Origin of the sequence: Paraferrimonas haliotis (assembly GCF_002282895.1) — a bacterium.
GTDB lineage: Bacteria > Pseudomonadota > Gammaproteobacteria > Enterobacterales > Shewanellaceae > Paraferrimonas > Paraferrimonas haliotis.
The window spans coordinates 571,411-593,196 of sequence record NZ_NRRB01000002.1; the positions used below are offsets into that span (position 1 = coordinate 571,411).

Sequence of the window (21,786 nt, forward strand, 5' to 3'; positions counted from 1 at the left end):
TTGTTTACCCTGCACGCCATAAAATCCCATCGTTCATTGTATGTATTGCGCTCGATCTCAATAAATCCATTAATTTGGCAGCTTGCCAGTGAAGAAAAAATCAAGCTTATAAAATCTCGAGTTAATCTATTTAGAGATGAAATCATTGTTCCACTTACAAATGCGGTAGAGGAGGGTGAACTTGACGCGTCGGCGAAGGAAGTAACAGAGCTTGTTCAAGCCATTAACTTTATACTCAGTGGCGCCATCAGCGAAACAGAAAGCCAATTGTTAAATAACCAACATAAATCGTCTTTGTCCGAAACCTTTTATCGGCACATATCCAAAACCATGTCCTTCTATCGCTGGCAAACACCCTTGACTCGCGAACACTATGAACACCTTATGGCGTTGGTCGCAAGCTACTACAACACCCATAAAAGTACCTTCAACAATTGCCAAAATTGCCGCCTTAGTCAGCAAGGTGCAGGTTGTGTTGGCACAGCCAAAAGCCTGTCAAAACGGCACCAGCTGTTGTAAATAATCGCAAAGAAATCAGCAACGACTAGCGATAATATTTTATCGGGGCATAATGTGGTTAAACATTGCGTTCCATAAAGGATAATAAAATGATTCCAAGAAAAAGATTGTTGATTCCAGGAGTCATCGCGGGCGTTGGCCTTATTGCCATCGCCACAATGTTGAAACCAAACCCTCAAGCGCTCGATGACTATGACAATCGCCGCTTGGTGAGTGTTCAGCCTTTAGTGATGCAAGAGTCTGCGCCTCAGGTAATCGGTTATGGTCGGGTAGCCCCTAAAAATGAATGGCAGGCCGTGGCTGAGGTCAGCGGTCGTTTGATCGAAAAAAATGAACACCTCGAACCCGGCAGACTGTTAGAGAAAGGAACGCCTCTCCTACAAATTGATCCCCTCGAGTACCAATTAGCCTTAGCTCAAGCTCAAGCGAATGTGAGCTCCACTGAGATTGAACTGGATAAGTTAGACCAAGAATTTTCCAACTTACAAACCACCTATAAGCTGGAACAGCAAAAATTAACGCTGGTTGAGCAAGAGTATAAGCGCCAACAAGATCTATTAGCCAAAAACCTGGTGGCTCAATCCGATGTAGAAGCGCAAAAACAAACCTTGATTGCTCAGCAAAAGCTGGTTCAAGACATGAGCTCAAACATTAAGCTTATGCCTGATACCCGGCGGGTCACCGAGGCACAATTAAACATTGCTAAAGCGCAACTAAACGACGCTCAACGTAAACTGGATAAAACCCAGTTAACCCTGCCATTTGATGCTCGTATTGGTGAAGTTAATGTGGAGCTCGACCAAGTCGTTGGATTAAATTCGGTGATGCTTACAGCCCAAAAGCTTGGCACCGTAGAGGTTAAAGCCGAGCTTTCGCTGGACGATTTACGTGCGTTAATCAACAGCATTGGTCGGTTTAACAGTGACGGTCAGCTGCCGTCTTTCGAATCTTTAGGGCTTAGCGCACACCTGAAACTGCAAAGCTTTGGCGACGAGTTTAGCTGGCCAGCAAAAGTAACCCGCATCGCCGATACAGTGAATCCCGAGCAGGCCACCATTGGCGTCTATCTTGAAGTTGAGCAAAACTTCCGCGAGTTGCAACTACCAAGCCGCCCACCATTAACCAAAGGCATGTTTCTAACTGCCATTATCGACGGCTATCCTAGCCCTCAATTTGTGATTCCAGAAAAAGCCTTGCACGGAGATAAAATTTACCTCTTAGATGAGCAGCAGAAGCTCAATATTGTGCCGATAAAAGTACTTTACCGAACAGCAAGTGGAGTGGCCATAGCAGGTGAGCTCGAACAAGATCAGCAACTAATAATCAACGACTTGATACCGGCCATCGAGGGCATGGGGCTGCGATTGATGGAGACGCAATAATGCTGAGTTACTTTGCGCGCCACCCAACCATAGCCAATATGCTGATGGTGGGTTTACTGCTGCTCGGCCTTACCAGTATTTCATCGTTAAAACGGGAAACCTTTCCCGAGTATGCCCCGCCTTACATTAATGCCTCTGTGGTATATCCCGGCGCTTCCCCAATAGAAGTTGAGGAAAGCATTTGTCTGCGCATGGAGGATGCGGTTGAAGGTTTGGCGAATATTGAAGAAGTGACGTGTGATGCTCAAGAAGGGCTTGCGAGCATGACGTTAAAGTTGGAAAGTGCAGCGGATATCGGCCGCATTCTTCTGGATGTTCAAACTCAAATTAACGCCATTAAAGATTTTCCACAGCAAATTGAGCCGCCCATTGTAAAAGAGCTCGATTGGGCCGAACCTGTGGTAGACATCGCATTGTCGGCAAACGCCAGTTGGCCTCATTTAAAGGCGTACGCAGAAGATGTTAAGCGTCGCTTAAAAATTGATGCTGGTGTCGATTTAGTTACCGTTGCAGGGTTCTCTGATCATCAGCTGCGGGTAGAAGTTGATCAACAAGCCATGCGTCGACTCGGTCTCACCATCGCCGAGATATCCGACAAACTCGGTCGTCAAAATGTCAAAATGCCTGCAGGGAACATCGAGTTATCCGACAAGAACCTATTGATCCGTTTTGATGAACGCAAAGTCACTCCGCAGGCCTTAGGCGAGACTGTTATTGCGTCGAGTAACGATGGCAGCTTAGTGCGTCTTAAGGACATAGCAACCATAGAGGATCGTTTTGAATTGGATGAGGAGCGCGTTCGCTTTAATGGACAGCCCGCAGCCATTTTGAAGGTTCAGAAAAACAAAGCTGACGACGCCCTGGTCATTAAGGATCGTGTCGAAGCCTTTGTGGAAAAAGAGCGTCTGTTAGCTCCCGATGGGGTAACGCTCACATTAACCAATGATTTGTCGTCATTGGTTCGCGACCGCTTGCAAATGATGGTCAAGAATGGCCTGCAAGGTATTGTTTTAGTGTTCTTTGCCATGTGGCTATTTTTCTCACTGCGATACAGTTTCTGGGTTTCTGCTGGGCTTCCGGTGGCCTTTATGGGTGGCATTTTCTTAATGAACTTGCTCGGGCTCTCAATCAACATCATGAGCCTGGTGGGATTACTCATGGCCATTGGCATTATGATGGACGACGCCATTGTCATCGCCGAGTCCATTGCATCTCATATTGAAAAAGGTGAAAGCGTTGATCAGGCGGTGGTTAACGGCGTTAAAAAGGTCGCACCGGGCGTACTTTCTTCGTTTATGACCACAATATTCATATTGGGTAGTCTGTTGTGGCTCGATGGACAAATGGGTGCGGTGTTAAAAGTGGTGCCCATGGTGCTTATTTTGGTACTTGCCATCAGCCTCATAGAAGCCTTTTTAATTTTGCCGGCCCACTTGCACCACTCCTTAAGTCACGCTCGCAGCGAACGCCCTGCTTGGCGTTTTAAAGCGGCCTTTTTAGAGCGATTCGAACGCTTTAGAGATAAGCAGTTGGTGGATGCGGTGACGTTCGTAGTCAAATGGCGATACGCCGCCATTGGCGGAACCCTTGGGTTGTTATTAGCATCCTTTGCTTTGCTGGCCGGCGGTGCCTTGAAGTTTGTCCCCTTTCCCGAACTCGATGGCGACATCGCTGAAGCTCGCATCATTTTACCGCCCGGTTCTACGCTGGCTGAAACCAAGGCGGTTATGGCTAAGATCATTACTGCCGCAGAGCAAACAGGGCGCGAATATGAACAAAGAATGGGAGAGCCAGAATCGTTAATTCAAGACATTACCGCTCAGACGAATTTCAATGCAGACGCCGGTGAAAAAGGGCCTCACATCGCAACGGTGCGATTGGATCTATTATCGGCGGAGATCCGAAATACGGTCATTGATGAGTTTATAAATGACTGGCGAGCCAACAGCGGCCAATTCAGTGAGCCGTTATCATTGGTATTCAAACAACCAACGATGGGGCCGGCTGGCCGCGACATTGAAGTGCGACTGTTGCACGACAACTTAGAAGAACTGAAAAGCGCGTCTTTGAGCATACAAAAGTATTTAGCACAGTTTGATGGCGTATACGGGATCATGGACGACATGCGACCGGGTAAACCGGAAGTATTGGTAACCCTTAAAGGTGGAGCTGAAAGCTTTGGCGTTGACGGCCAGACCATTGCGGAGCAATTGCGGGGCGCCTATTTTGGACGAATTGCCGATGAAATCCAAGTCGGGCCAGAGAACCTAGAAATAGACGTTAGGCTCAATAAAGAACAAGCCGGCAGCCTCGCCGAACTCGCAAATTTCCCTATTATACTGCCGAACGGCGAGCAGATACCGTTATCAGCCATTGCCAACATTGACCACCAGCGCTCCTTCGTTCGTATTCAGCGGATAGATGGTCTTCGCAGCGTCAGTGTCATGGCAGATGTGGACTATGGCACCACCAACAACGCTGAGGTGCTTGCACAATTAACTCGAGAGCTATTACCACAACTGCAACAACAGTATGCCGGACTTAGAGTTGACTTTGAAGGCGCCGCTAAAGAAAGCCAGAAAACAGGCTCCAGCCTAGGCAAAGGCTTTGTTATTGGCTTGTTTGGCTTGTTTGCCATTCTCAGTGTTCAATTCAGAAGTTACTTAGAGCCCATTGTGGTCATGACCGCTATTCCTTTGGCTTTAATTGGTGTGCTATGGGGGCATTTTTTGCTGGGGCACAGTATGTCGATGCCGTCCATAATGGGCTTTATCTCGTTGGCTGGGATTGTGGTTAACGACTCGATATTGTTGGTTCAATACATTCGCCATCACATAAATCTTGGCGACAGCGTCCAGCAAGCGGTTGTTCAGGCAAGTCGAGAACGCTTTAGAGCCGTCTTCTTGACCTCGCTCACTACCGCAGCTGGATTGCTTCCTTTATTGCTCGAACGAAGTTTGCAAGCTCAAGTGGTGCAACCTTTGGTGGTCTCTATTGTGTTTGGTATTTTTGCATCGACTCTGCTAGTGCTGTTTATCATTCCAGCAGCCTACGCCGCCCTTGCTGACTTTGGCTTAGTACGAAAACATCAAGACTTATCACAAGCCAGCAAAGTAGCCAGCTAATTTGCACTATAATCATAGCGTTACCCTGTTTATCAAGGAGCGCTATGATTAATCGAGCTCATCTCTCCAAACGCCTAGCTACCTACCAAGCCACGGCGATTTTTAGCATAGTGTTTGCTTTGCTCGGATTTAGCTATAACGCTTGGCGCCTAGAAGCCAGCGAGCATAACACCACCGTACGCACCGCCAGTTTCGAAATTTTGGTGCAGTTATCGGAATTCGAACGAGTTCTTTATGCCGCCCATTACGATAACGATCCCACCTTAGGCAATCCGAGAGCGGGTTGGGTTAAACTTGGTATTGTTAACGACCTGGCACCCTTGGTAAGTACTTCGGTGCAAAGCCACAGCCAATTGCTAACCCAAGCGTGGCAGTCCAACTGGCAACGCCTGGGTCAAGAATCCACGGCCATCACCACCATCGAAGAACAAAAACAAGCCCTACGAATGCAAATTCAACGAGAGCTAGCACAGCTAAATTGAGTGTTTTTGTCGTTCAATAAACCGTTGTCGCATCCAACGACCCGCCGGCCCCAGTGTGTTTGATTGGTGCCAAATAAGGTGACTGGCAATGCTCCAGTTGCTTTCGATGTCAACAATATCCACCTCAACCAACTCCTGTGCCGCCAAACTGCCTTTAATTAACTCATCCGGCAACACGGCCCAGCCTTGCCCCGCCTTAACCAATTGCATGGCCGTGAATACGCTTTCCGTTAACCATACGTTATTTGAATATTGCCAAGGAGCCCGCATGGTATATTCAAGATTAGTGATGACAATTTGCCGGTAAGTTGAGAAAACCGATGAATCCTTTATCTTTGCTTTTGCCAGCGGATGACTGGGCGCCGCCACCAAACGCAACAATTCGTTAGGTTGTGAGTGACTCAGAATGTCGTCAGGAAACGTTTCTGCGAACATAACGAGGGCCAGATCCGCCTCTTTTTGCTGTACTGACTCAATTGCGCCTTTGGCGACCGGGTGCAACAATATTAACTTCACATAGGGAAACTGCTCTACAAACTCATCCAATAAGTACGACCAATCTGCAATCACTAAATTCTCATCAATAGCAATCACCAGCTCAAGCTCTTGCTGCTCATGTGCCGCTCGAGCGCGCATATACATAACCTCACAGCGCTCTAATATTGTTTTGGCTTCAGCAAGCATGGCGCTGCCTTGCTCAGTTAACCTCGGATAGCGGTTGCTTCGGTCAAACAGCTCAATGCCTAGATCAATTTCTAAATTGGAAATTGCCGTGCTCACAGCGCTTTGGGCTTTACCTAGCTTTCGAGCAGCGCCACTAAACGACCCGCACTCACAGGCTGCCACGAACGCTTGCAAATACTCAAGACTGAAGTGCTTCATGTATCTCTTTTATAGATGGTTAGTAACTTTATAATATCTATCAATGTAATAAAATTCGCAACACATTAACGGTTAAAGAGTAAACCATGCGAACAAGTTCCGACAGATTGCGTCACGCTATTGGCTTTGAAGTGATTGGTCTTATGATGATCATTCCCATTGGCGCATACGCGTTAAACGTTGAGATGAGTGCCATTGGCCTGCTCGGAGTCGTGGTTTCGATAATCGCTACGGTTTGGAACCTGATCTACAATCTTTTATTCGACAAAGCCATGCTGGCCCACTATGGCCACACCAATAAACGTCAATGGCATCGAATCATCCATGCCTTTTTGTTTGAGTTTGGGCTTCTGGTTATCACGGTGCCAATTATCGCCTGGAGCCTGCAAGTGAGCTGGTTTACGGCCTTGATTGCGGATATTGGCTTGGTGGTATTTTATTTGGTGTACGCCTATCTGTATAACTTGGCTTACGACAAACTGTTTCCTATTCCTCAAAACCAACACGCTTTAGAGTCTTAACTCGAATATTGACACTCGCTAATGAGGGTGCGATCTTGACTGCAGAATTGGAGTCAGGTTTAGGAAAAACGTCATGAAAAAAACCGGTGCGCAACTCGTTCGTTTTGCGTTAGAGCAAATTGGTGTCCGCCACACTTTCGGAATTCCTGGCGTGCATAACACCGAACTCTATGACCAATTGAATCTATCGCCAACCATCACTCCCCACTTGGTCACTCATGAAGAAAGTGCCTCTTTTGCGGCTGATGCGATTAGCCGCAGCTCCAACAGCATTGGCACTTTACTCGTAGTACCCGCCGCTGGGTTAACTCATGCAGCCAGTGGTATTGCCGAAGCGTCGCTCGATGGTATCGCCATGCTCGTTATTTCTGGCGGGGTACGAACCGATACCGGTGCGCATTACCAGCTGCATGATATGGATCAGCACAGTTTGATGGCCCCCATAACCAAAGGCTGCTTTAAACCAACGGATTACTCGAGCATAATTCCAACCATCTATCAGGCTTATGAATTGGCAATCAGCGGAGAGCCCGGGCCTGTTTATGTTGAAGTGCCGGTTAACTTACAGTTGCTCACCGGAGAGGTGGAGCACATGCCTAGTTACCAGCCGGCAGTGGCCACTGCTGAAGTGGATCAAGCAAGCATAGAGCAGGCAGCACAGCTGTTGCTCAGCGCCAATCAAGTGGGCCTGTTTGTGGGCTGGGGCGCGACCAAAGCCTCTAAGCATGTTATCGAATTGGCGGAACTTCTGGCCGCTCCAGTCTCTACGACACTGCAAGGATTGGGCGTTATTGACGCTCGCCATCCGTTGCACACGGGCATGAGCTTTGGCGAGTCCGCTGTTCCTGCGGCGCAAAAGGCCTTCTCCAAGGTGGATTGCCTTTTTGCTATCGCCACTCGTTTTTCCGAGATCCCCACCGGGAGCTTTGGTTTAACCGTTCCCGATAACTTGATTCATTTGGACATTAATCCTAACGTATTCAACAAAAATTATCCCGCGGTCCATACGTTGGAAGGTGACGCCGAGCGACTACTGCCGAAGCTTATCGAGGCAATCAAAGCTCAGCGTCGCCAAGCTAAACCCTTTCAAGCAATGGCACAAACCATCGCTCAGGACAAAGCCGATTACGTTAACCAGTGGCTGGCTCATGACAGTGGTAAGCGCGTTAACCCCATGAACTTTTTTCAGTCCCTTAGACAGCAGCTAGCGGATGATGCGATGGTGATTTGCGACGATGGCAATCATACTTTTTTAACGGCTGAATTACTGCCCATTCATTGCAACGGCGGTTTTATATCGCCCACTGACTTCAATGCCATGGGTTATTGCATTCCCGCCACCATTGGTGCCAAGTTAGCCTCTCCCGAACGCCAAGTCATAGGCATCGTTGGCGACGGAGCCGCTGCCATGACGGGACTGGAGGCTTTAACGGCTAGCCATAACCAATTAGGCATTACCTGGTTTATCTTTAATGATGGTGAGCTTTCACAAATCAGCCAAGCGCAGCAAGTGCCCTATAACCGAAAAACCTGCACCGTGCTGCCTACGATGGATTGGAAAGGCGTGGCGATGGCGACTCAATGTGAGTATTTACTTTTAGATGACGCCCAACGAGCGGACGAGGTTATTGCTAAAGCTTTTCAGTTTAATCAATCCGGAAAGCCTGTGTATGTTGACGTTCGCATCGACTACAGCAAGTCGACACGATTTACTCAAGGTGCGGTAAAAACCAACTTCAATCGATTTGATTTAGGCACCAAGGTACGGTTTTTATCAAGAGCCGTTTGGCGTCGCATTAAAACCGATTAATAGTAAGTGATGGCTTGACCTAAATGGACTTTACACCTAGCCTGTGTCGATAATTTTGAGGGTTAATAAAGGTATTATTATGAGCCAAGCGGTTTCCGATATTTTCGATCCTACTTTGTGGGATGAAGTAGCAGGCTTCAACTTTTCAGACATCACCTATCACCGAGCGAAAGAGCAAGGCACGGTTAGAATCGCCATTAATCGACCAGAGTGTCGTAACTCGTTTCGTCCTAAAACCGTTGATGAGCTGTTTACCGCCTTAGATCACGCTCGCCAATGGTCTGACGTTGGCTGCGTATTATTAACCGGTAATGGCCCTTCAGCTAAAGACGGCGGCTGGGCATTTTGCGCTGGCGGCGACCAACGCATCCGCGGAAAAGACGGTTATAAATACGAAGGCGAGCAAGCTAACACCGCCGATTTAGCTAAGATGGGCCGATTGCATATCTTAGAAGTTCAGCGCTTAATTCGCTTCATGCCGAAGGTAGTTATTGCCGTTGTCCCTGGCTGGGCCGTTGGTGGTGGTCATAGCTTACATGTGGTGTGTGACCTTACCTTGGCCTCTGAGCAACACGCCATCTTTAAGCAAACCGATCCGGACGTGGCCAGTTTTGACTCCGGCTATGGCTCAGCCTATCTGGCTAAGATGATCGGTCAAAAACGGGCCCGTGAAATCTTTTTCTGCGGATTTAATTACAGTGCTCAAGAAGCCTTTGAAATGGGTATGGTTAATAAAGTTGTTGACCACAATGAACTGGAGCTTGAAGCCTTGCGTTGGGGTAAGGAAATTAACTCCAAGTCTCCTACCGCAATGCGCATGCTTAAATACGGCTTTAATTTGCCCGATGACGGCTTAGTCGGGCAGCAGTTGTTCGCCGGTGAAGCCACTCGATTAGCTTACGGCACCGACGAAGCTCAAGAGGGTCGAGATTCGTTTCTAGAGAAAAGAGACCAAGATTTCAGCCGATTCCCATGGCATTACTAACTTTAAGGCCTATTAAAACGCCTCTCTTAATTTAAGCGAGGCGTTTTTTTAATTAGAATAACCAACTATCGACGTTATCAGGTGCTTTATTCTCCGCAAGCGCTTTAAACCCTTTAACGCTGCGAATGATTAACCAAATTACGTAGAAGATAAGTACTAACCAGCCAATCATGATGGTCCAAGTCAGCCCTGCAATCACGGAATACAGCAAGCCCATCCAGAAGGTTCTTATTTGATATCGAAAATGCTCCGCCACCATCGCAGACGAACTGCCACGATAAATATAAGCAACAATAATACCCACCAGAGCCGTTACCCCAAGCAGTAAGTTAACCACATATAATACGTACACTATTTTCGCTATTTTACTGTTGTCGCTACCTGTTTCCATTTATCTATCTCCATAGTCTATCTTGAATGTTGTTAACCCATCTAAAAGTGCTGCTTAACTTCTACTCGCCACTCCCAACCGTTAACCCTTGGGTCATCAATAAGCGGCCGAGAAAAATCGATATGGACGATATTGGCGTTTGACGCAAACGAGGAATAGGCCCGCAACCCAACCCCCACACTTTTTAACGTTTCCTCGCTATTGTTTTCATAAACCGTGCCTCCAAACGCTTTACCGATATCAGCAAAGACCACCGCCCCAAGTTCGAATAATTGATAAATGTTGTAATTGGGGTAGTAACGCGTTTCAAAGGAGCCAGAGATTGCATGCTGGCCATGTTGGAATTGCAGCGGAAAACCACGAACACCATTGTCACCACCTAAGGTTATTGGTTGGTCGAGGTATTGATTGGTTGAGCTGACACCATCGATACGAAAATACGTTGCAAAATAACGGTTAAGCCGCATAAATATTTCGTTATCCATGCCAACAACTGCGCGCTGGTCACCACTGCTAAGCTCGTTTCCTTGGGCATAGGCTCGGCTAACCACCATAGAGTGCTGAGACAGTTGATAAGCCTTTCGCCAATACGCTGACCAATGAATGCCGCCTTGAGATTGCTCTTGATTGCTAACATCCCAACCTAATGAAATGCCAAATTCGCGACCGAAATTAACGTCTTCTACTTGGTTAATTAAGTAAATGTCTTTAAGCTTTCGATAGCCATCGGTTTCCCACGAAAAGCCAATCCAAGGCACTAAGCTATAGCGGTCTGACGGTTGCGTAGTGGTGGTGAACTCACTGAAGTTAGCCTCTATTTTAGTAACGCCAACACTCCATCTTTTACTGGTATTTCCTTGGCGCCCTTTTGACCAAGAATACCAAGCACCATAGTCGTTTGTATCACTTTTGAATTGGTTAATGTCTTCCCCGCCAAGGCGAACGATATCTGTTTTCAAGGCATCGTCGTAATACACTTCACCAGCCCAGGTATTGTTCAGTGAAACGTATGGTTTTTTGAACGCGATTCGAGTTTGACTGCCGTCATCATTGTCGGCCAACACCAATTGGGCTGAACTGTTGTTTCCTAAGAATAACGGCGAGTCCACTTTAAGCTCGTATCCGGTGCGCAGATAGTCACTCTTATAAGCCAGCTTAGTGCGAATGCCATAGCCTAGAAAATTTGAATCTTTTAAGCCGACCGAAAATTTGGTCTCGCCTCCACTTCTTCCAAAATTGACGGTCGGTAAAAGCGACCAGTTATCCCAAGTTTCGATGCGTATTGAGGGCTCGCCTTCGGCGGTGGTGTGCTCTTCGACTTTGGCGTCTTTAAGGTAGCTTCGACCGCGAAGATAACGTTCGATTTCTGCCAAATCTCGGTCTGATCCGCACAACTCGAAGCCGTCTACGGCATCCCTAACGGTGACTTCTTTCGTGACAATATGTAACGCATTGGCGACTTTGTGTATCCACATAAACTCAGGATCTTGAGGATCGAAGATGTCATTTTGCAGCAACTCCATGTTGCGAAGATGATGGCAATCCTCGATGTTATTGGCAGCCACTGGCAAGCTAACCAAGCCAACCAACACGATGAATACTGTGGCGTTCAGCGCTTGCCTGCGAGCCATTTTCAATAGTTAATCCCTAGCTTTTTAATCGTTATTATTCTTGCATTAGAATGATCTAAGATGAGCCTTCCTTGTTACAAATGCAAGTAGCAGAAATCACCAATAACTACCCAAAAAGTAAAAAGCCGAGGTTTTATCCCTCGGCTTTTCAACAGCTTAACTTTCTATTTAACAGCAACTATTGCTTCGACTTCAACCTTAGCCGCAAGTGGCAACGCCCCCACCTGAAAGCAACTTCGAGCAGGGTAAACCGCACCAAACGCTTCAGCGTAAACCTTATTAAATGCGGCAAAGTCGTTAATATCAGCTAAAAAGCAAGTTGTTTTAATCACATCATCAACACTCGCTCCCGCGGCTTCAATGATTGCGACAAGATTTTTCATCACCTGCTGAGATTGCTCAGTAATGTCTTCGGAGACCATTTTGCCAGTACTTGGGTCTAGTGGAATCTGTCCTGAAGTGTACAACACCCCATTATGAATTTTTGCTTGGCTGTATGGCCCGACAGCAGCCGGTGCCTGCTCGGTGGAAATAGTTTTCATGGTATTTTGCATCTCTTAGTGTTTGAACTATTTCCAGATTGCCATAAAAAAACCGGTCTGTTTAGACCGGTTTATCGAAATTTACTTAGCGTTGCTAGCTTTCATGCTTTGGCACTCGACTCAGAAGTTCTTTGGCCGCTTGGCTTGCCGCCTTACCTTGATATAGGACTTGATATATCTGTTCAATAATTGGCATTTCTACTCCCAATCGTTGCGACAGTACATACACTTCCTTAGTATTACGGTAGCCTTCTACAACCTGACCAATTTCATTCTGAGCCTGATCGATGCCCTTACCTTGACCTAAGGCCAAGCCAAAGCGTCGATTTCGAGATTGGTTATCGGTGCAGGTAAGCACCAAATCACCAAGGCCACTCATGCCCATGAAGGTCTTTTGAGAGGCACCAAGCGCCTCTCCAAGACGACTCATTTCGACAAGTCCCCGAGTAATCAATGCGGTTCGCGCATTAGCACCGAAGCCTATGCCGTCAGACATGCCAGCACCAATCGCGATAACATTTTTAACCGCACCACCGAGTTGTAAACCAATAAAATCTTGATTCACATACACCCGAAGTCGACCTTTGCAGTGCAATAGCTCGCTAATATCATTAGCAAATGATTGCTGCGGCGACGCCACTGAAATGGCTGTTGGCAAACCAGCGGCTAACTCTTTAGCAAAGGTAGGACCGGATAGAACAGCCAATGGATAATGATCGCCAAGAATGTCCTGTGCTACCTCTTTAAGAAGCCTACCGGTTTCGGGTTCTAATCCTTTAGTCGCCCAAACAATGCGAGCGTCGTCTCGTAACAAGGGCTTAGCTTGCTTAAGTACCAACCCAAAAACATGGCTTGGAACGACAACCATCACGTTGTTGCTTGCCGCTAACACCTTAGCTAAATCACCTTCAGCTTGTAGGGTGTCGGGGAAAGGAATATCTGGCAGAAACTCTTGATTGCTGCGATCTCGCTGTAGCGCTTCCATATGCTCCGGTAGATGCCCCCAAATGAGCACCTTATGGCCGTTATTTGCCAGCGAAATGGCCAACGCGGTTCCATAGGAACCTGCGCCTAATACAACTATGTCGGCAGTGGACATTCGCAAAGCCTTATGCGTTAGCTTCTTGAGATTGCTCAGCTTGAGCTTGACGCTGTTGCACGTATTGAGCAAACAAGGCATCAAAATTAACTGGCGCAAGGTTCAATTGCGGGAAAGTACCGCGAGCAACTAGGCTACCAATCGCTTCACGAGCATATGGGAACAGTACATTCGGGCAATAGGCACCCAATGAGTGAGCGAGTTGCTGCTCTGATAATCCTTCAATTGAGAAAATACCCGCTTGTTGAACTTCACAAAGGAATGCGGTTTCTTCGCCGATTGCAGCGGTAACCGTTAGACTAAGAATCACTTCAAAAACGTTATCAGCAAGCTTCTCGCTGCGAGTGTCTAAGTCTAGTTTAACTTCAGGTTGCCATTCTTTTTGGAAAATAGCTGGGCTATTTGGCGTTTCAAAAGAAATGTCTTTAGTGTAGATGCGTTGAATGTTGAACTGAGGACCTGCTTGTTGTTCTGCCGCGCCTGCTTGTTCGTTGTTTGCTTGTTCAGCCATAGTATTTACCTAATTCAGTGTGTAGTTATCGTTTTTTACGGGCAACCGGCATGTTGTTTGCTGTCCAGTCACTCATCCCGCCATGTAGGTTATAAACCGCTTCGAACCCTTGCTGTACTAGCAATTGAGCTGCTTGAGAAGATGTCATTCCCGCATTGCATACAACAATAATGGGGCTCTGTTTTTGCTTTTCAAGGTTACCTAAGCGTTTATTTTTTATTTCCGCTAGAGGTAAGTGCTGAGCATCGACAATATGCCCCTTTTTGAATTCTTCGCGACCACGCACATCAACCACGACTGCATTCTCTTTATTGATCATTTGCACCGCTTGTTGATAACGAATGGTTTTCACTTTCGAAGTTGCAGACTTGATTGTAGTGACAATCACTGCGATAAACAAACCAGCCCAAGCCAATGATAAGATTGGATTACGGCCGAGAAAATCTAAAAATTCCTGCATTGATATTCGCCTTTACTGGGCTATTGTGGGAAAAAACAGCCTGAGAGTATACCTTTAGCTAACATAGATTTCAGCCCCGCTAAATAGTAAAATCGGGATTCAACTAACAATTAATGCATCTACTCACTGTTAAAGGCCGCTAATGTCTGCATCCAAAAAAACTTTAGCTTTAATCATTCTAGATGGTTGGGGTTATCGAGAAGCCGCACCAAACAACGCTATCCATTTAGCAAAAACCCCAGTAATGGATGCATTATGGCAACAGTACCCAAGTACATTAATCTCTGGCTCAGGTCATGACGTCGGCCTTCCTGATGGTCAAATGGGAAACTCTGAAGTTGGACACATTAACCTTGGATCGGGGCGAGTTGTATATCAGGAGTTAACTCGAATAGGAAAAGCCATTGAAGACGGCAGCTTTAATGAAAATCCTGCGTTAACAACCGCCATTGATAGCGCCGTAGCAACCGGTAACGCTGTACATATTATGGGTTTGCTTTCCACAGGCGGCGTCCATTCTCACGAGAACCATATTGAAGGCGCCATTCGCTTGGCCGCAAAACGGGGAGCGGACAAAGTATACTTACACGCGTTCTTAGACGGTCGCGACACGCCACCTCGTTCAGCTAAAGCCAGCCTTGAATCCTTTAGTCAGTTATTCGAACAACTAAGCTGTGGCCGTATTGCCTCGTTAGTGGGTCGCTACTACGCCATGGATAGAGATAACCGCTGGGATCGAGTCGAACAAGCTTATCAATTACTAACAGCTGGCAAAGGAGCTCATCAAGCGGTCGATGCAGTATCAGCGCTAGAGGCAGCTTATGACCGTGACGAGAACGACGAATTTGTTGCCCCCACCTCACTGGTAGATGGCCAAGGTCAATCCGCCTTTATCAACGATGGCGACGCCGTTATATTTATGAACTTTCGAGCAGACCGAGCTCGAGAGCTAACCCGCTGCTTCATCGAAGCTGACTTTGATGGTTTTCAACGACAACAGACGCGCAAGTTAGCTGATTTTGTCATGCTTACTCAATACGCAGCCCATTTCCAAGCCTCGTGTGCCTATCCACCGGAGCAGCTAGTGAACACCCTCGGTGAAACGCTACAAAATACGGGCAAAACTCAGCTGCGAATCTCGGAAACAGAAAAATATGCGCACGTGACTTTCTTTTTTAACGGCGGCGTTGAGGAGACCTTTGACGGAGAGCAGCGCAAGCTCATTCCATCACCTCAAGTAGCGACCTATGACTTGCAACCTGAAATGAATAGCGAACTGTTAACGGATGAGCTGATTGCAGCCATAGATTCTCGCGAGTTCGACGTTATCATTTGCAATTATCCTAACGGCGATATGGTTGGCCACACCGGAAATCTCGAGGCGGCGATTCAAGCATGTGAAGCCGTCGATTACAGCATTGGTCGTGTCGTAGAAGCATTGCAGCGCAATCAGGGGGAAGCACTGATAACCGCAGATCACGGCAATGCGGAGCAGATGAGCGATACCAATACAGGACAAGCTCATACCGCACACACCAGTGAACCGGTTCCACTCATCTATGTTGGCCGTCCCGCGACCATTGCACATCAGGACGGTCGCCTAAGCGACATCGCTCCATCAATGCTCAATCTTATGGGCGATAACATACCCTTAGAAATGAGCGGTCGACCTTTGTTTGCGCTAAAGGACTGATACTTTCGAATGATTCAAGGACGACTCCACCTTTTAATCGTGTTGCTTGTAGGGCTGATGGCTCAAGGCGCAAACGCGAACGATTTAGAGAAACGCAAAGCTGAGCTATCACAACTGCAGCAACAAATTAGCCAACAAACCCGTTCATTAAAACGTTCTCAAGCACAAATTGATAAGCTGCACGACTTACTGGCAAAAGACGAAAGAGCCATCGCCGATGCCGCCAGAAATTTGGCCAATACTGAAGCCAGTCTAAAAAAGGTGGGCAATGATATCTCAAAAACGGCAGCACGCATTCAGCAGCTTGAAACCCTACAAAAAGGGCAACAACAAATTTTAGCGAAGCAAATTGCAAGTGCCTATTATTCCGGTACACACGACTACACGAAAATGCTGCTCAACCAAGAAGATCCTGCTCTCATAGAGCGTATGCTGGTGTACTATCAGTATTTGAATAAAGCACGTGCTAGAAGCTTACAGCAATTAAAGATCACCACCGATGAACTGGCGGCTACTCAAGAGAAAGCCACTAAACAACAGCAACAATTACTTTCCTTGCGTAGCCAACAAACTCAGCAGCAACAAAGCTTGACAGCAGAAAAGAAACAGCGCCAAGAAACGGCGGCTACTTTAAACCGCAGTCTCGCTAGCGAAGGTCGACGCTTAGAGCAATTACAAATAGAAGAAGCCAACCTTAAGCATGTAATTGAACAAGCCATCGCCGCCAGTAAAAAAGATAAGGAACTTACCGGCCTTAATGTCCGAAACAGTAAGTTAAGCTGGCCTACTCGAGGGCGCATTGTTAGAAATTTTGGCAGCCCTCGCTCCGGCAACATTCGATGGAACGGTGTAACCATAAGCGCTGCGGAAGGTCGCTCTGTTAAAGCCATTGCCAACGGTAAGGTTCTATACGCGAATTGGATGAAAGGTTACGGCATGGTAATGGTCGTCGACCATGGCGGCGGCTATATGAGTTTATACGGCCACGCTCAAACCCTATTCAACAAGGTTGGAGACCGAGTTAACAAAGGCGATACCATCGCATTGGTAGGTAAATCAGGTGGTAGCGCAAACTCAGGTTTATACTTTGAATTGCGTAAAAAAGGTAAGCCCGTTAACCCCCGTAATTACTGTAAATAACCGCCAGCGCTTACTTGGCAACGCATCTTTTTTAAGCTCGCCTATACTTTTTATGGGGAACTTAATGAGATGTGCCTATGACCAACATTACAAAGTTTGTGACCGGAATGACAATTGGGCTCACTGTAGGCCTTTCTGTCAGCTTGTATTCTGACGAATTTAACGAGGGTTATGACGGCTCGCCAAAATGGGATATCCTGGTGGATGTCATCGATCGTGTTGAAGCCTATTATGTTACTGACTTTACCCATCAGCAGTTAGTCGACATGGCAATTAGTGGCCTGTTTGCACAGCTAGACCCTCATTCTCAATTTTTAAACGCCGATGAGTTGGCCCAACTTTCCGAAGCCAATAACGGTGCTTATTTTGGCTTCGGCATTGAGATAGCCATTGTTGATGATAACGTCCAAATTTTGTCTGCTCTTGAGAATTCACCCGCTCATCGAGCCGGTGTTCGTTCAGGCGACGTGATCAAACAAGTGGATGCCATGGCCGTCTCACAAGCTAACTACCAAGAAACTCTGGCTTACATTCGACACCAAAGCAACCACGAGCAGGCGATAAACCTTTGGCTCGAAAGCCAAGGTACCCCGTTACAGATTGAGTTATTACCCGCACAAATTCAGATACAGTCGGTCAAATGGCAACGTTTACCGCATCAAGTCGATTATTTGCGAATTAGCTCTTTTCAACACAACACAGCAGCAAGTGTCGCCCAACACCTGACCTCCTTAACGCAAGACAGCAAAGGGTTAATACTCGATTTACGCAACAACCCCGGCGGCATTTTGGAGCAAGCCATCGACATCGCCGACATGATGCTTGATGGCGGTCGAATTGTGGCAACCAAAGGGCGGGTGTTTGATTCAAACAGCGATTATTACGCCTCCTCCGAGCATCACCTTAGAGAGGTTCCAATTACCGTTCTCATTAATCATGGCTCAGCCTCAGCCGCTGAAATATTGGCTGCGGCGCTAGCCGATAACGGCAAAGCGGTTTTAATCGGAGAAACAAGCTACGGAAAAACCAGTGTGCAAAGCTTAATTCCAACTGTGCTGCCAAATACGGCCATTAAACTTACCACGGCGCGCTACTACACAGCCTCAGGTCAAGACATTCATCAAGTCGGCATAACCCCTGACATCCTTGCTCAAGAGCACAGTTTAAGCCGAGCGATAAATTTACCGGTAAATAATGGACTTACAATCCATAAGGGTGATAGCTTAAAAGACTTAAGCGACGATATTGAAGTCGCCCTCGCGATGGAATGGCTATTGAATGAACGGACCTTACTTGAACAGCATAAACAAACTACTACAAGCAGCACGCCTTAGCATTTTCTCTTTGCTTTTAGCTGGGACTTCGCCCGCTGCATTTGCCGCTCAAATTGCCATTATTATCGACGACATTGGCTATCGCAACACGGATAAAAGAGCCTTAGACTTACCTGGACCGCTGACCTTTGCGGTATTACCCCACACTCGCTTTAGTGATCTTGCAAAACCGCTGTCGTTAAAGCATGACATTATGGTTCATGTACCCATGCAAAGTTTAAGCGGCAGCGACTTAGGGCCTGGCGCGCTTGAAATGGGCATGTCAGAGCAGGAGTTCAAACACACGCTACGTATGGCGATCCAATCGGTACCCAATGCGGTTGCAGTGAATAACCATAAGGGCAGTTTACTGACCCAGCTAAAACCACAAATGCGCTGGGTTATGGAAGTTCTTCAAGAAAATGAGCTGTATTTTATCGACAGTGCAACCACTCGCTACAGCAAAGCTCATCAACAAGCAAAGTTACAAAGAGTCGCAAGTATGCGCCGGGATGTGTTTTTAGATCATGACCCATCGGCACGGGCTATCGAACGTCAATTCAATCAGCTCGTCAACCTCGCCAAACGCAAGGGCTATGCCATTGGTATTGGACATCCGTATCCGCAAACACTCGACATGTTAGAGCGACGCCTGCCTGAGTTAACGGCAATGGGCATTGAATTGGTGCCTATTTCGCATTTCTTAGAGCCGAAACAGCTAGCCTACAACGAAGAAAGCAATGCTGGCAGCATTCCTACAGCAGTAAGTGCGAGTCTTTAAGGTTAGTTAGTGACACCCTCTAAATAAGAAATAAGCCTCAATGCGTCGGCTTGGGTGTCGCCACACACATCTTTACAGGGCTTAAAGTCTAAACATACTTTTGGCCGTTCTGGCCTACCAAATAATTTACACATATTATCACTGGATAGTTGTACGCAACGAACACCAGCGGCCTTACCGTTGAGCATTCCCGGTATTGGTGACGTGATTGACGGTGCTATGCAACAAGCTCCGCAGCCTAATCGGCAGTCCATAAATTTTCCTTCTAGGTGATCGCGCAGGTATACTAGCCATCTATTTAAATTAGAGCAAACGGACCAAAAGCATGCGATTAACCGTCTCTCAAGTTGTTCAAACCAGCCCTCAATTAGAGTCAGATTTACAAAAGGTCTGTCAAGACAACGAGCAAACCCAGAGGTTATTGGACTCAATAAATACCGGAAAACTGTTTTGCTCCACCTTTAATGACCGTCACATAGGCGCTGTAGCGATCTCTGCGCAGGGAATGGTAACCAGTTTAGTCATCGGCCAACCCAACCGCCGTAGAGGCATTGGCAGTGATTTAATCACCCAAACATGCAAGCTTTTAAAGGGGGAACTTCCGCAATTAAGCGTCGATCTTGCTTATTTGCCTACTGAGCAGCATTTGGCGATGCAAAATTTCCTTCGTCATAACAAATTTATTCAAAACGGTTTATTGTGGCATCGCAAGGTGACAGTCTGACAGCTGTTTTCCGTTAATGCCCCGTTGAAACCAAGCCAATCGGTCCGTTGCAGTGCTATAAGCCAATTTTACGGGGCGTGTCACCTGCTCCTGCTGATGCGTAGCCATATATGCCCCCATGCTTGCTAGACTTTGATATACGTCTTCAACCTTTGCGTGCATGTCGCCTTCTGGTGACAGTACGAATGCAAACCAAAGCCCAGAGAAACAATCGGCTTGCAACTCTAACTGCTGAGAAAGCAAGCCAGCTAAGCTAGGATTCAAACGCTTTTGACGAGCAATTTGAGTCGTTATACCAATAAGTGTTTGCACATGATGCCCAATTACATGGGAGATTGCATAGGCTTGGGCAAGGTCCGCCCTATCACCCAGTGTCCTTTCTAACTCATAGATGAATGATTGGTCGACGTAGACGATTCGTTTGTCGGCGCAATAAAAGGGACCGGTAATCGGTTGCGTTATTGCGCATATACTCTCGCTGGAATCGCGATAAAGCACAAAGCTTGGGTACTGATAAGTTAATCCCTTTTCCTCAAAAATGGCGCTCCAAAAGATTTTCGTTGAATCGAAAAGGCGCACTAGGGATTCTGGAAGCCGGTTAGGCTCTTCTATCTGCAAACTGTGTTTACCCGTATCAACGAGATTACTTTCGCCCATTAGCGGCTTGTATTCGATTACGAGGAAATAAACTGCGGCCAATATCAGAATCATCCGCCCAAGCATGGAGCCAATCAAGAATTCCACCGCTTTCGAGATGACAGGGTGCCTAGCCGTAGATTCTGAACGACTTTGCCTTGCAGATGGCTTATCGCCAGTTCGCTGTCTCCGCCATTTCATTGTTATGGCTCCAGAAAATCCTATCACTTATTAGAAGTTTAGCTGAATTTATCCTTGCCATTAGCGCACCCTCACCTTAGCTTAGTCACACCGACAACTAACAACACATTATTATGAGTACTTTAATTTACACGTTACTTATCAGCTGCTTACTGCCACTGATTGCGAAATTCCCACTGTCTTATGCTATGCAACAAGCCGGTGGCTATAACAACAAGTATCCACGCGCTCAACAGGCGAGCCTATCTGGCTTTGGAGCTAGAGCGCTTGCTGGCCATCAAAATGCTTGGGAGGCGATAATTATCTTCGCTCCCGCTGTTATTCTTTGTATCGCAACAGAAACCGTCACACCGTCAATTGAATACCTCGCCATTACACACATTGCATGCCGCGTGGCGTATCATATTTTCTACTTAAGCAATCATCATTTACTGCGTTCACTTGTTTGGACAATAGGCTTTGTTATGCCGCTAGTTATGATTTGGCAGTGCATCCCAGAGTAGGTTTAACCTTTAATCAAATTTAGAAGCAAGGTTTAAGATAAGGAATGACCGCGAGGGCAGGTCGAGGACGGTGCCCTAGGCGGTCACCATCTACGAAAAAGGGCCTCCCTTTCGGGAAGCCCTTATTCATTATTTAAAGCCTGGCGGTGTCCAGGACAACATCATAGATGTTGTCCGTTCCGACCTGAGATTGCTCAGCCGCAATCTCCGAGCGGTCTCCACCCTACTATCACATGATATGTTGCACCTACGACGCACTTTTACTACCCCATGTGAAAGTACATCATCAAATCCACAATAACGAAAAAGGGCCTCCCTTTCGGGAAGCCCTTATTCATTATTTAAAGCCTGGCGGTGACCTACTCTCACATGGGGAAACCCCACACTACCATCGGCGCTATTGCGTTTCACTGCTGAGTTCGGAATGGGATCAGGTGGGTCCACAACGCTATGGC

Annotated in this window: 22 protein-coding genes and 1 rRNA gene; 13 read left to right on the forward strand and 10 right to left on the reverse strand. The window is 46.9% G+C overall.

What is annotated here, in order from left to right; all coding sequences use genetic code 11:
- The first annotated feature begins 45 nt into the window (after positions 1-45).
- From CLC91_RS06505 to CLC91_RS06520, 4 genes are all read left to right on the forward strand, one after another.
- Positions 46-519, forward strand: a complete 474-nt coding sequence (locus CLC91_RS06505; RefSeq protein ID WP_125828473.1) for a hypothetical protein — start codon at positions 46-48, stop codon at positions 517-519.
- 89 nt (positions 520-608) lie between these two features.
- Entirely contained in the window at positions 609-1,901 is a 1,293-nt protein-coding gene (locus CLC91_RS06510; protein ID WP_095500169.1) for an efflux RND transporter periplasmic adaptor subunit, read from the forward strand.
- Positions 1,901-5,026, forward strand: coding sequence for an efflux RND transporter permease subunit (locus tag CLC91_RS06515; RefSeq protein ID WP_095500170.1), 3,126 nt, complete (start codon positions 1,901-1,903; stop codon positions 5,024-5,026). Before CLC91_RS06510 ends, CLC91_RS06515 begins: the two co-directional genes overlap by 1 nt.
- Positions 5,027-5,070: 44 nt before the next feature.
- Positions 5,071-5,508 carry a hypothetical protein gene (locus tag CLC91_RS06520; protein ID WP_095497619.1) on the forward strand — a complete coding sequence of 146 codons (438 nt, stop codon included), beginning with the start codon at positions 5,071-5,073 and terminating at the stop codon, positions 5,506-5,508.
- On the opposite strand, the gene CLC91_RS06525 is transcribed toward CLC91_RS06520, so the two are convergent.
- Positions 5,500-6,390: a LysR family transcriptional regulator gene (locus CLC91_RS06525; protein ID WP_095497618.1), complete on the reverse strand. Its 891-nt coding sequence runs from the start codon at positions 6,388-6,390 to the stop codon at positions 5,500-5,502. The two genes, CLC91_RS06520 and CLC91_RS06525, sit on opposite strands and share 9 nt — an antisense overlap.
- An 86-nt stretch (positions 6,391-6,476) precedes the next feature.
- Between CLC91_RS06525 and CLC91_RS06530 the strand changes: the two genes are divergently transcribed.
- The 3 genes from CLC91_RS06530 (at position 6,477) to CLC91_RS06540 (ending at position 9,706) form a co-directional block, all read left to right on the forward strand.
- The gene (locus CLC91_RS06530) at positions 6,477-6,911 is read left to right on the forward strand and encodes a PACE efflux transporter (protein ID WP_095497617.1); all 435 of its coding nucleotides are present in this window, start codon (positions 6,477-6,479) and stop codon (positions 6,909-6,911) included.
- A 73-nt stretch (positions 6,912-6,984) separates the two neighbouring features.
- Entirely contained in the window at positions 6,985-8,721 is a 1,737-nt protein-coding gene (locus tag CLC91_RS06535) for a thiamine pyrophosphate-binding protein (RefSeq protein WP_095497616.1), read from the forward strand.
- Between the two features lie 79 nt (positions 8,722-8,800).
- Positions 8,801-9,706, forward strand: coding sequence for a 1,4-dihydroxy-2-naphthoyl-CoA synthase (locus CLC91_RS06540; protein ID WP_095497615.1), 906 nt, complete (start codon positions 8,801-8,803; stop codon positions 9,704-9,706).
- Between the two features lie 52 nt (positions 9,707-9,758).
- Here the strand turns inward: CLC91_RS06540 and CLC91_RS06545 are convergent, their stop codons facing one another.
- From CLC91_RS06545 to CLC91_RS06570, 6 genes are all read right to left on the reverse strand, one after another.
- On the reverse strand, positions 9,759-10,097 hold the full coding sequence (locus CLC91_RS06545) for a DUF4870 family protein (RefSeq protein WP_095500171.1): 339 nt from the start codon (positions 10,095-10,097) through the stop codon (positions 9,759-9,761).
- Positions 10,098-10,138: 41 nt separating this feature from the next.
- Complete coding sequence (locus tag CLC91_RS06550) at positions 10,139-11,728, reverse strand: BamA/TamA family outer membrane protein (RefSeq protein WP_095497613.1); 1,590 nt, start codon at positions 11,726-11,728, stop codon at positions 10,139-10,141.
- Positions 11,729-11,892: 164 nt separating this feature from the next.
- Entirely contained in the window at positions 11,893-12,270 is a 378-nt protein-coding gene (locus CLC91_RS06555; RefSeq protein WP_095498120.1) for a RidA family protein, read from the reverse strand.
- Positions 12,271-12,364: 94 nt separating this feature from the next.
- Positions 12,365-13,369: an NAD(P)H-dependent glycerol-3-phosphate dehydrogenase gene (gpsA, locus tag CLC91_RS06560; protein WP_095497612.1), complete on the reverse strand. Its 1,005-nt coding sequence runs from the start codon at positions 13,367-13,369 to the stop codon at positions 12,365-12,367.
- A gap of 10 nt (positions 13,370-13,379) precedes the next feature.
- Positions 13,380-13,880 carry a protein-export chaperone SecB gene (gene secB / locus CLC91_RS06565; protein WP_095497611.1) on the reverse strand — a complete coding sequence of 167 codons (501 nt, stop codon included), beginning with the start codon at positions 13,878-13,880 and terminating at the stop codon, positions 13,380-13,382.
- Between the two features lie 25 nt (positions 13,881-13,905).
- Positions 13,906-14,340: a rhodanese-like domain-containing protein gene (locus tag CLC91_RS06570; protein ID WP_095497610.1), complete on the reverse strand. Its 435-nt coding sequence runs from the start codon at positions 14,338-14,340 to the stop codon at positions 13,906-13,908.
- 142 nt (positions 14,341-14,482) lie between these two features.
- Between CLC91_RS06570 and gpmI the strand changes: the two genes are divergently transcribed.
- From gpmI to CLC91_RS06590, 4 genes are all read left to right on the forward strand, one after another.
- Complete coding sequence (gene gpmI, locus CLC91_RS06575; RefSeq protein WP_095497609.1) at positions 14,483-16,033, forward strand: 2,3-bisphosphoglycerate-independent phosphoglycerate mutase; 1,551 nt, start codon at positions 14,483-14,485, stop codon at positions 16,031-16,033.
- A 9-nt stretch (positions 16,034-16,042) separates the two neighbouring features.
- Positions 16,043-17,173, forward strand: coding sequence for a murein hydrolase activator EnvC family protein (locus CLC91_RS06580; RefSeq protein WP_233132585.1), 1,131 nt, complete (start codon positions 16,043-16,045; stop codon positions 17,171-17,173).
- Between the two features lie 77 nt (positions 17,174-17,250).
- A complete protein-coding gene (locus CLC91_RS06585) occupies positions 17,251-18,507 on the forward strand; it encodes a S41 family peptidase (RefSeq protein ID WP_095497608.1) in 1,257 nt (418 codons plus the stop codon).
- The gene (locus tag CLC91_RS06590) at positions 18,452-19,267 is read left to right on the forward strand and encodes a divergent polysaccharide deacetylase family protein (RefSeq protein ID WP_095497607.1); all 816 of its coding nucleotides are present in this window, start codon (positions 18,452-18,454) and stop codon (positions 19,265-19,267) included. The genes CLC91_RS06585 and CLC91_RS06590 overlap by 56 nt, the downstream gene beginning before the upstream one ends.
- A 2-nt stretch (positions 19,268-19,269) precedes the next feature.
- Here the strand turns inward: CLC91_RS06590 and CLC91_RS06595 are convergent, their stop codons facing one another.
- The gene (locus CLC91_RS06595; protein ID WP_095497606.1) at positions 19,270-19,521 is read right to left on the reverse strand and encodes a YkgJ family cysteine cluster protein; all 252 of its coding nucleotides are present in this window, start codon (positions 19,519-19,521) and stop codon (positions 19,270-19,272) included.
- A gap of 71 nt (positions 19,522-19,592) precedes the next feature.
- Here CLC91_RS06595 and CLC91_RS06600 point away from each other — a divergent pair, with 71 nt between their 5' ends.
- Positions 19,593-19,991: an acetyl-CoA sensor PanZ family protein gene (locus CLC91_RS06600; RefSeq protein WP_095497605.1), complete on the forward strand. Its 399-nt coding sequence runs from the start codon at positions 19,593-19,595 to the stop codon at positions 19,989-19,991.
- Here CLC91_RS06600 and CLC91_RS06605 read toward each other — a convergent pair.
- A complete protein-coding gene (locus CLC91_RS06605) occupies positions 19,962-20,828 on the reverse strand; it encodes a neutral zinc metallopeptidase (RefSeq protein ID WP_095497604.1) in 867 nt (288 codons plus the stop codon). The two genes, CLC91_RS06600 and CLC91_RS06605, sit on opposite strands and share 30 nt — an antisense overlap.
- A 113-nt stretch (positions 20,829-20,941) precedes the next feature.
- On the opposite strand from CLC91_RS06605, the gene CLC91_RS06610 reads away from it, so the two are divergent.
- The gene (locus CLC91_RS06610) at positions 20,942-21,331 is read left to right on the forward strand and encodes an MAPEG family protein (RefSeq protein WP_095497603.1); all 390 of its coding nucleotides are present in this window, start codon (positions 20,942-20,944) and stop codon (positions 21,329-21,331) included.
- A gap of 346 nt (positions 21,332-21,677) precedes the next feature.
- On the opposite strand, the gene rrf is transcribed toward CLC91_RS06610, so the two are convergent.
- A 5S ribosomal RNA gene (rrf, locus tag CLC91_RS06615) occupies positions 21,678-21,786 on the reverse strand; the annotation flags it as partial.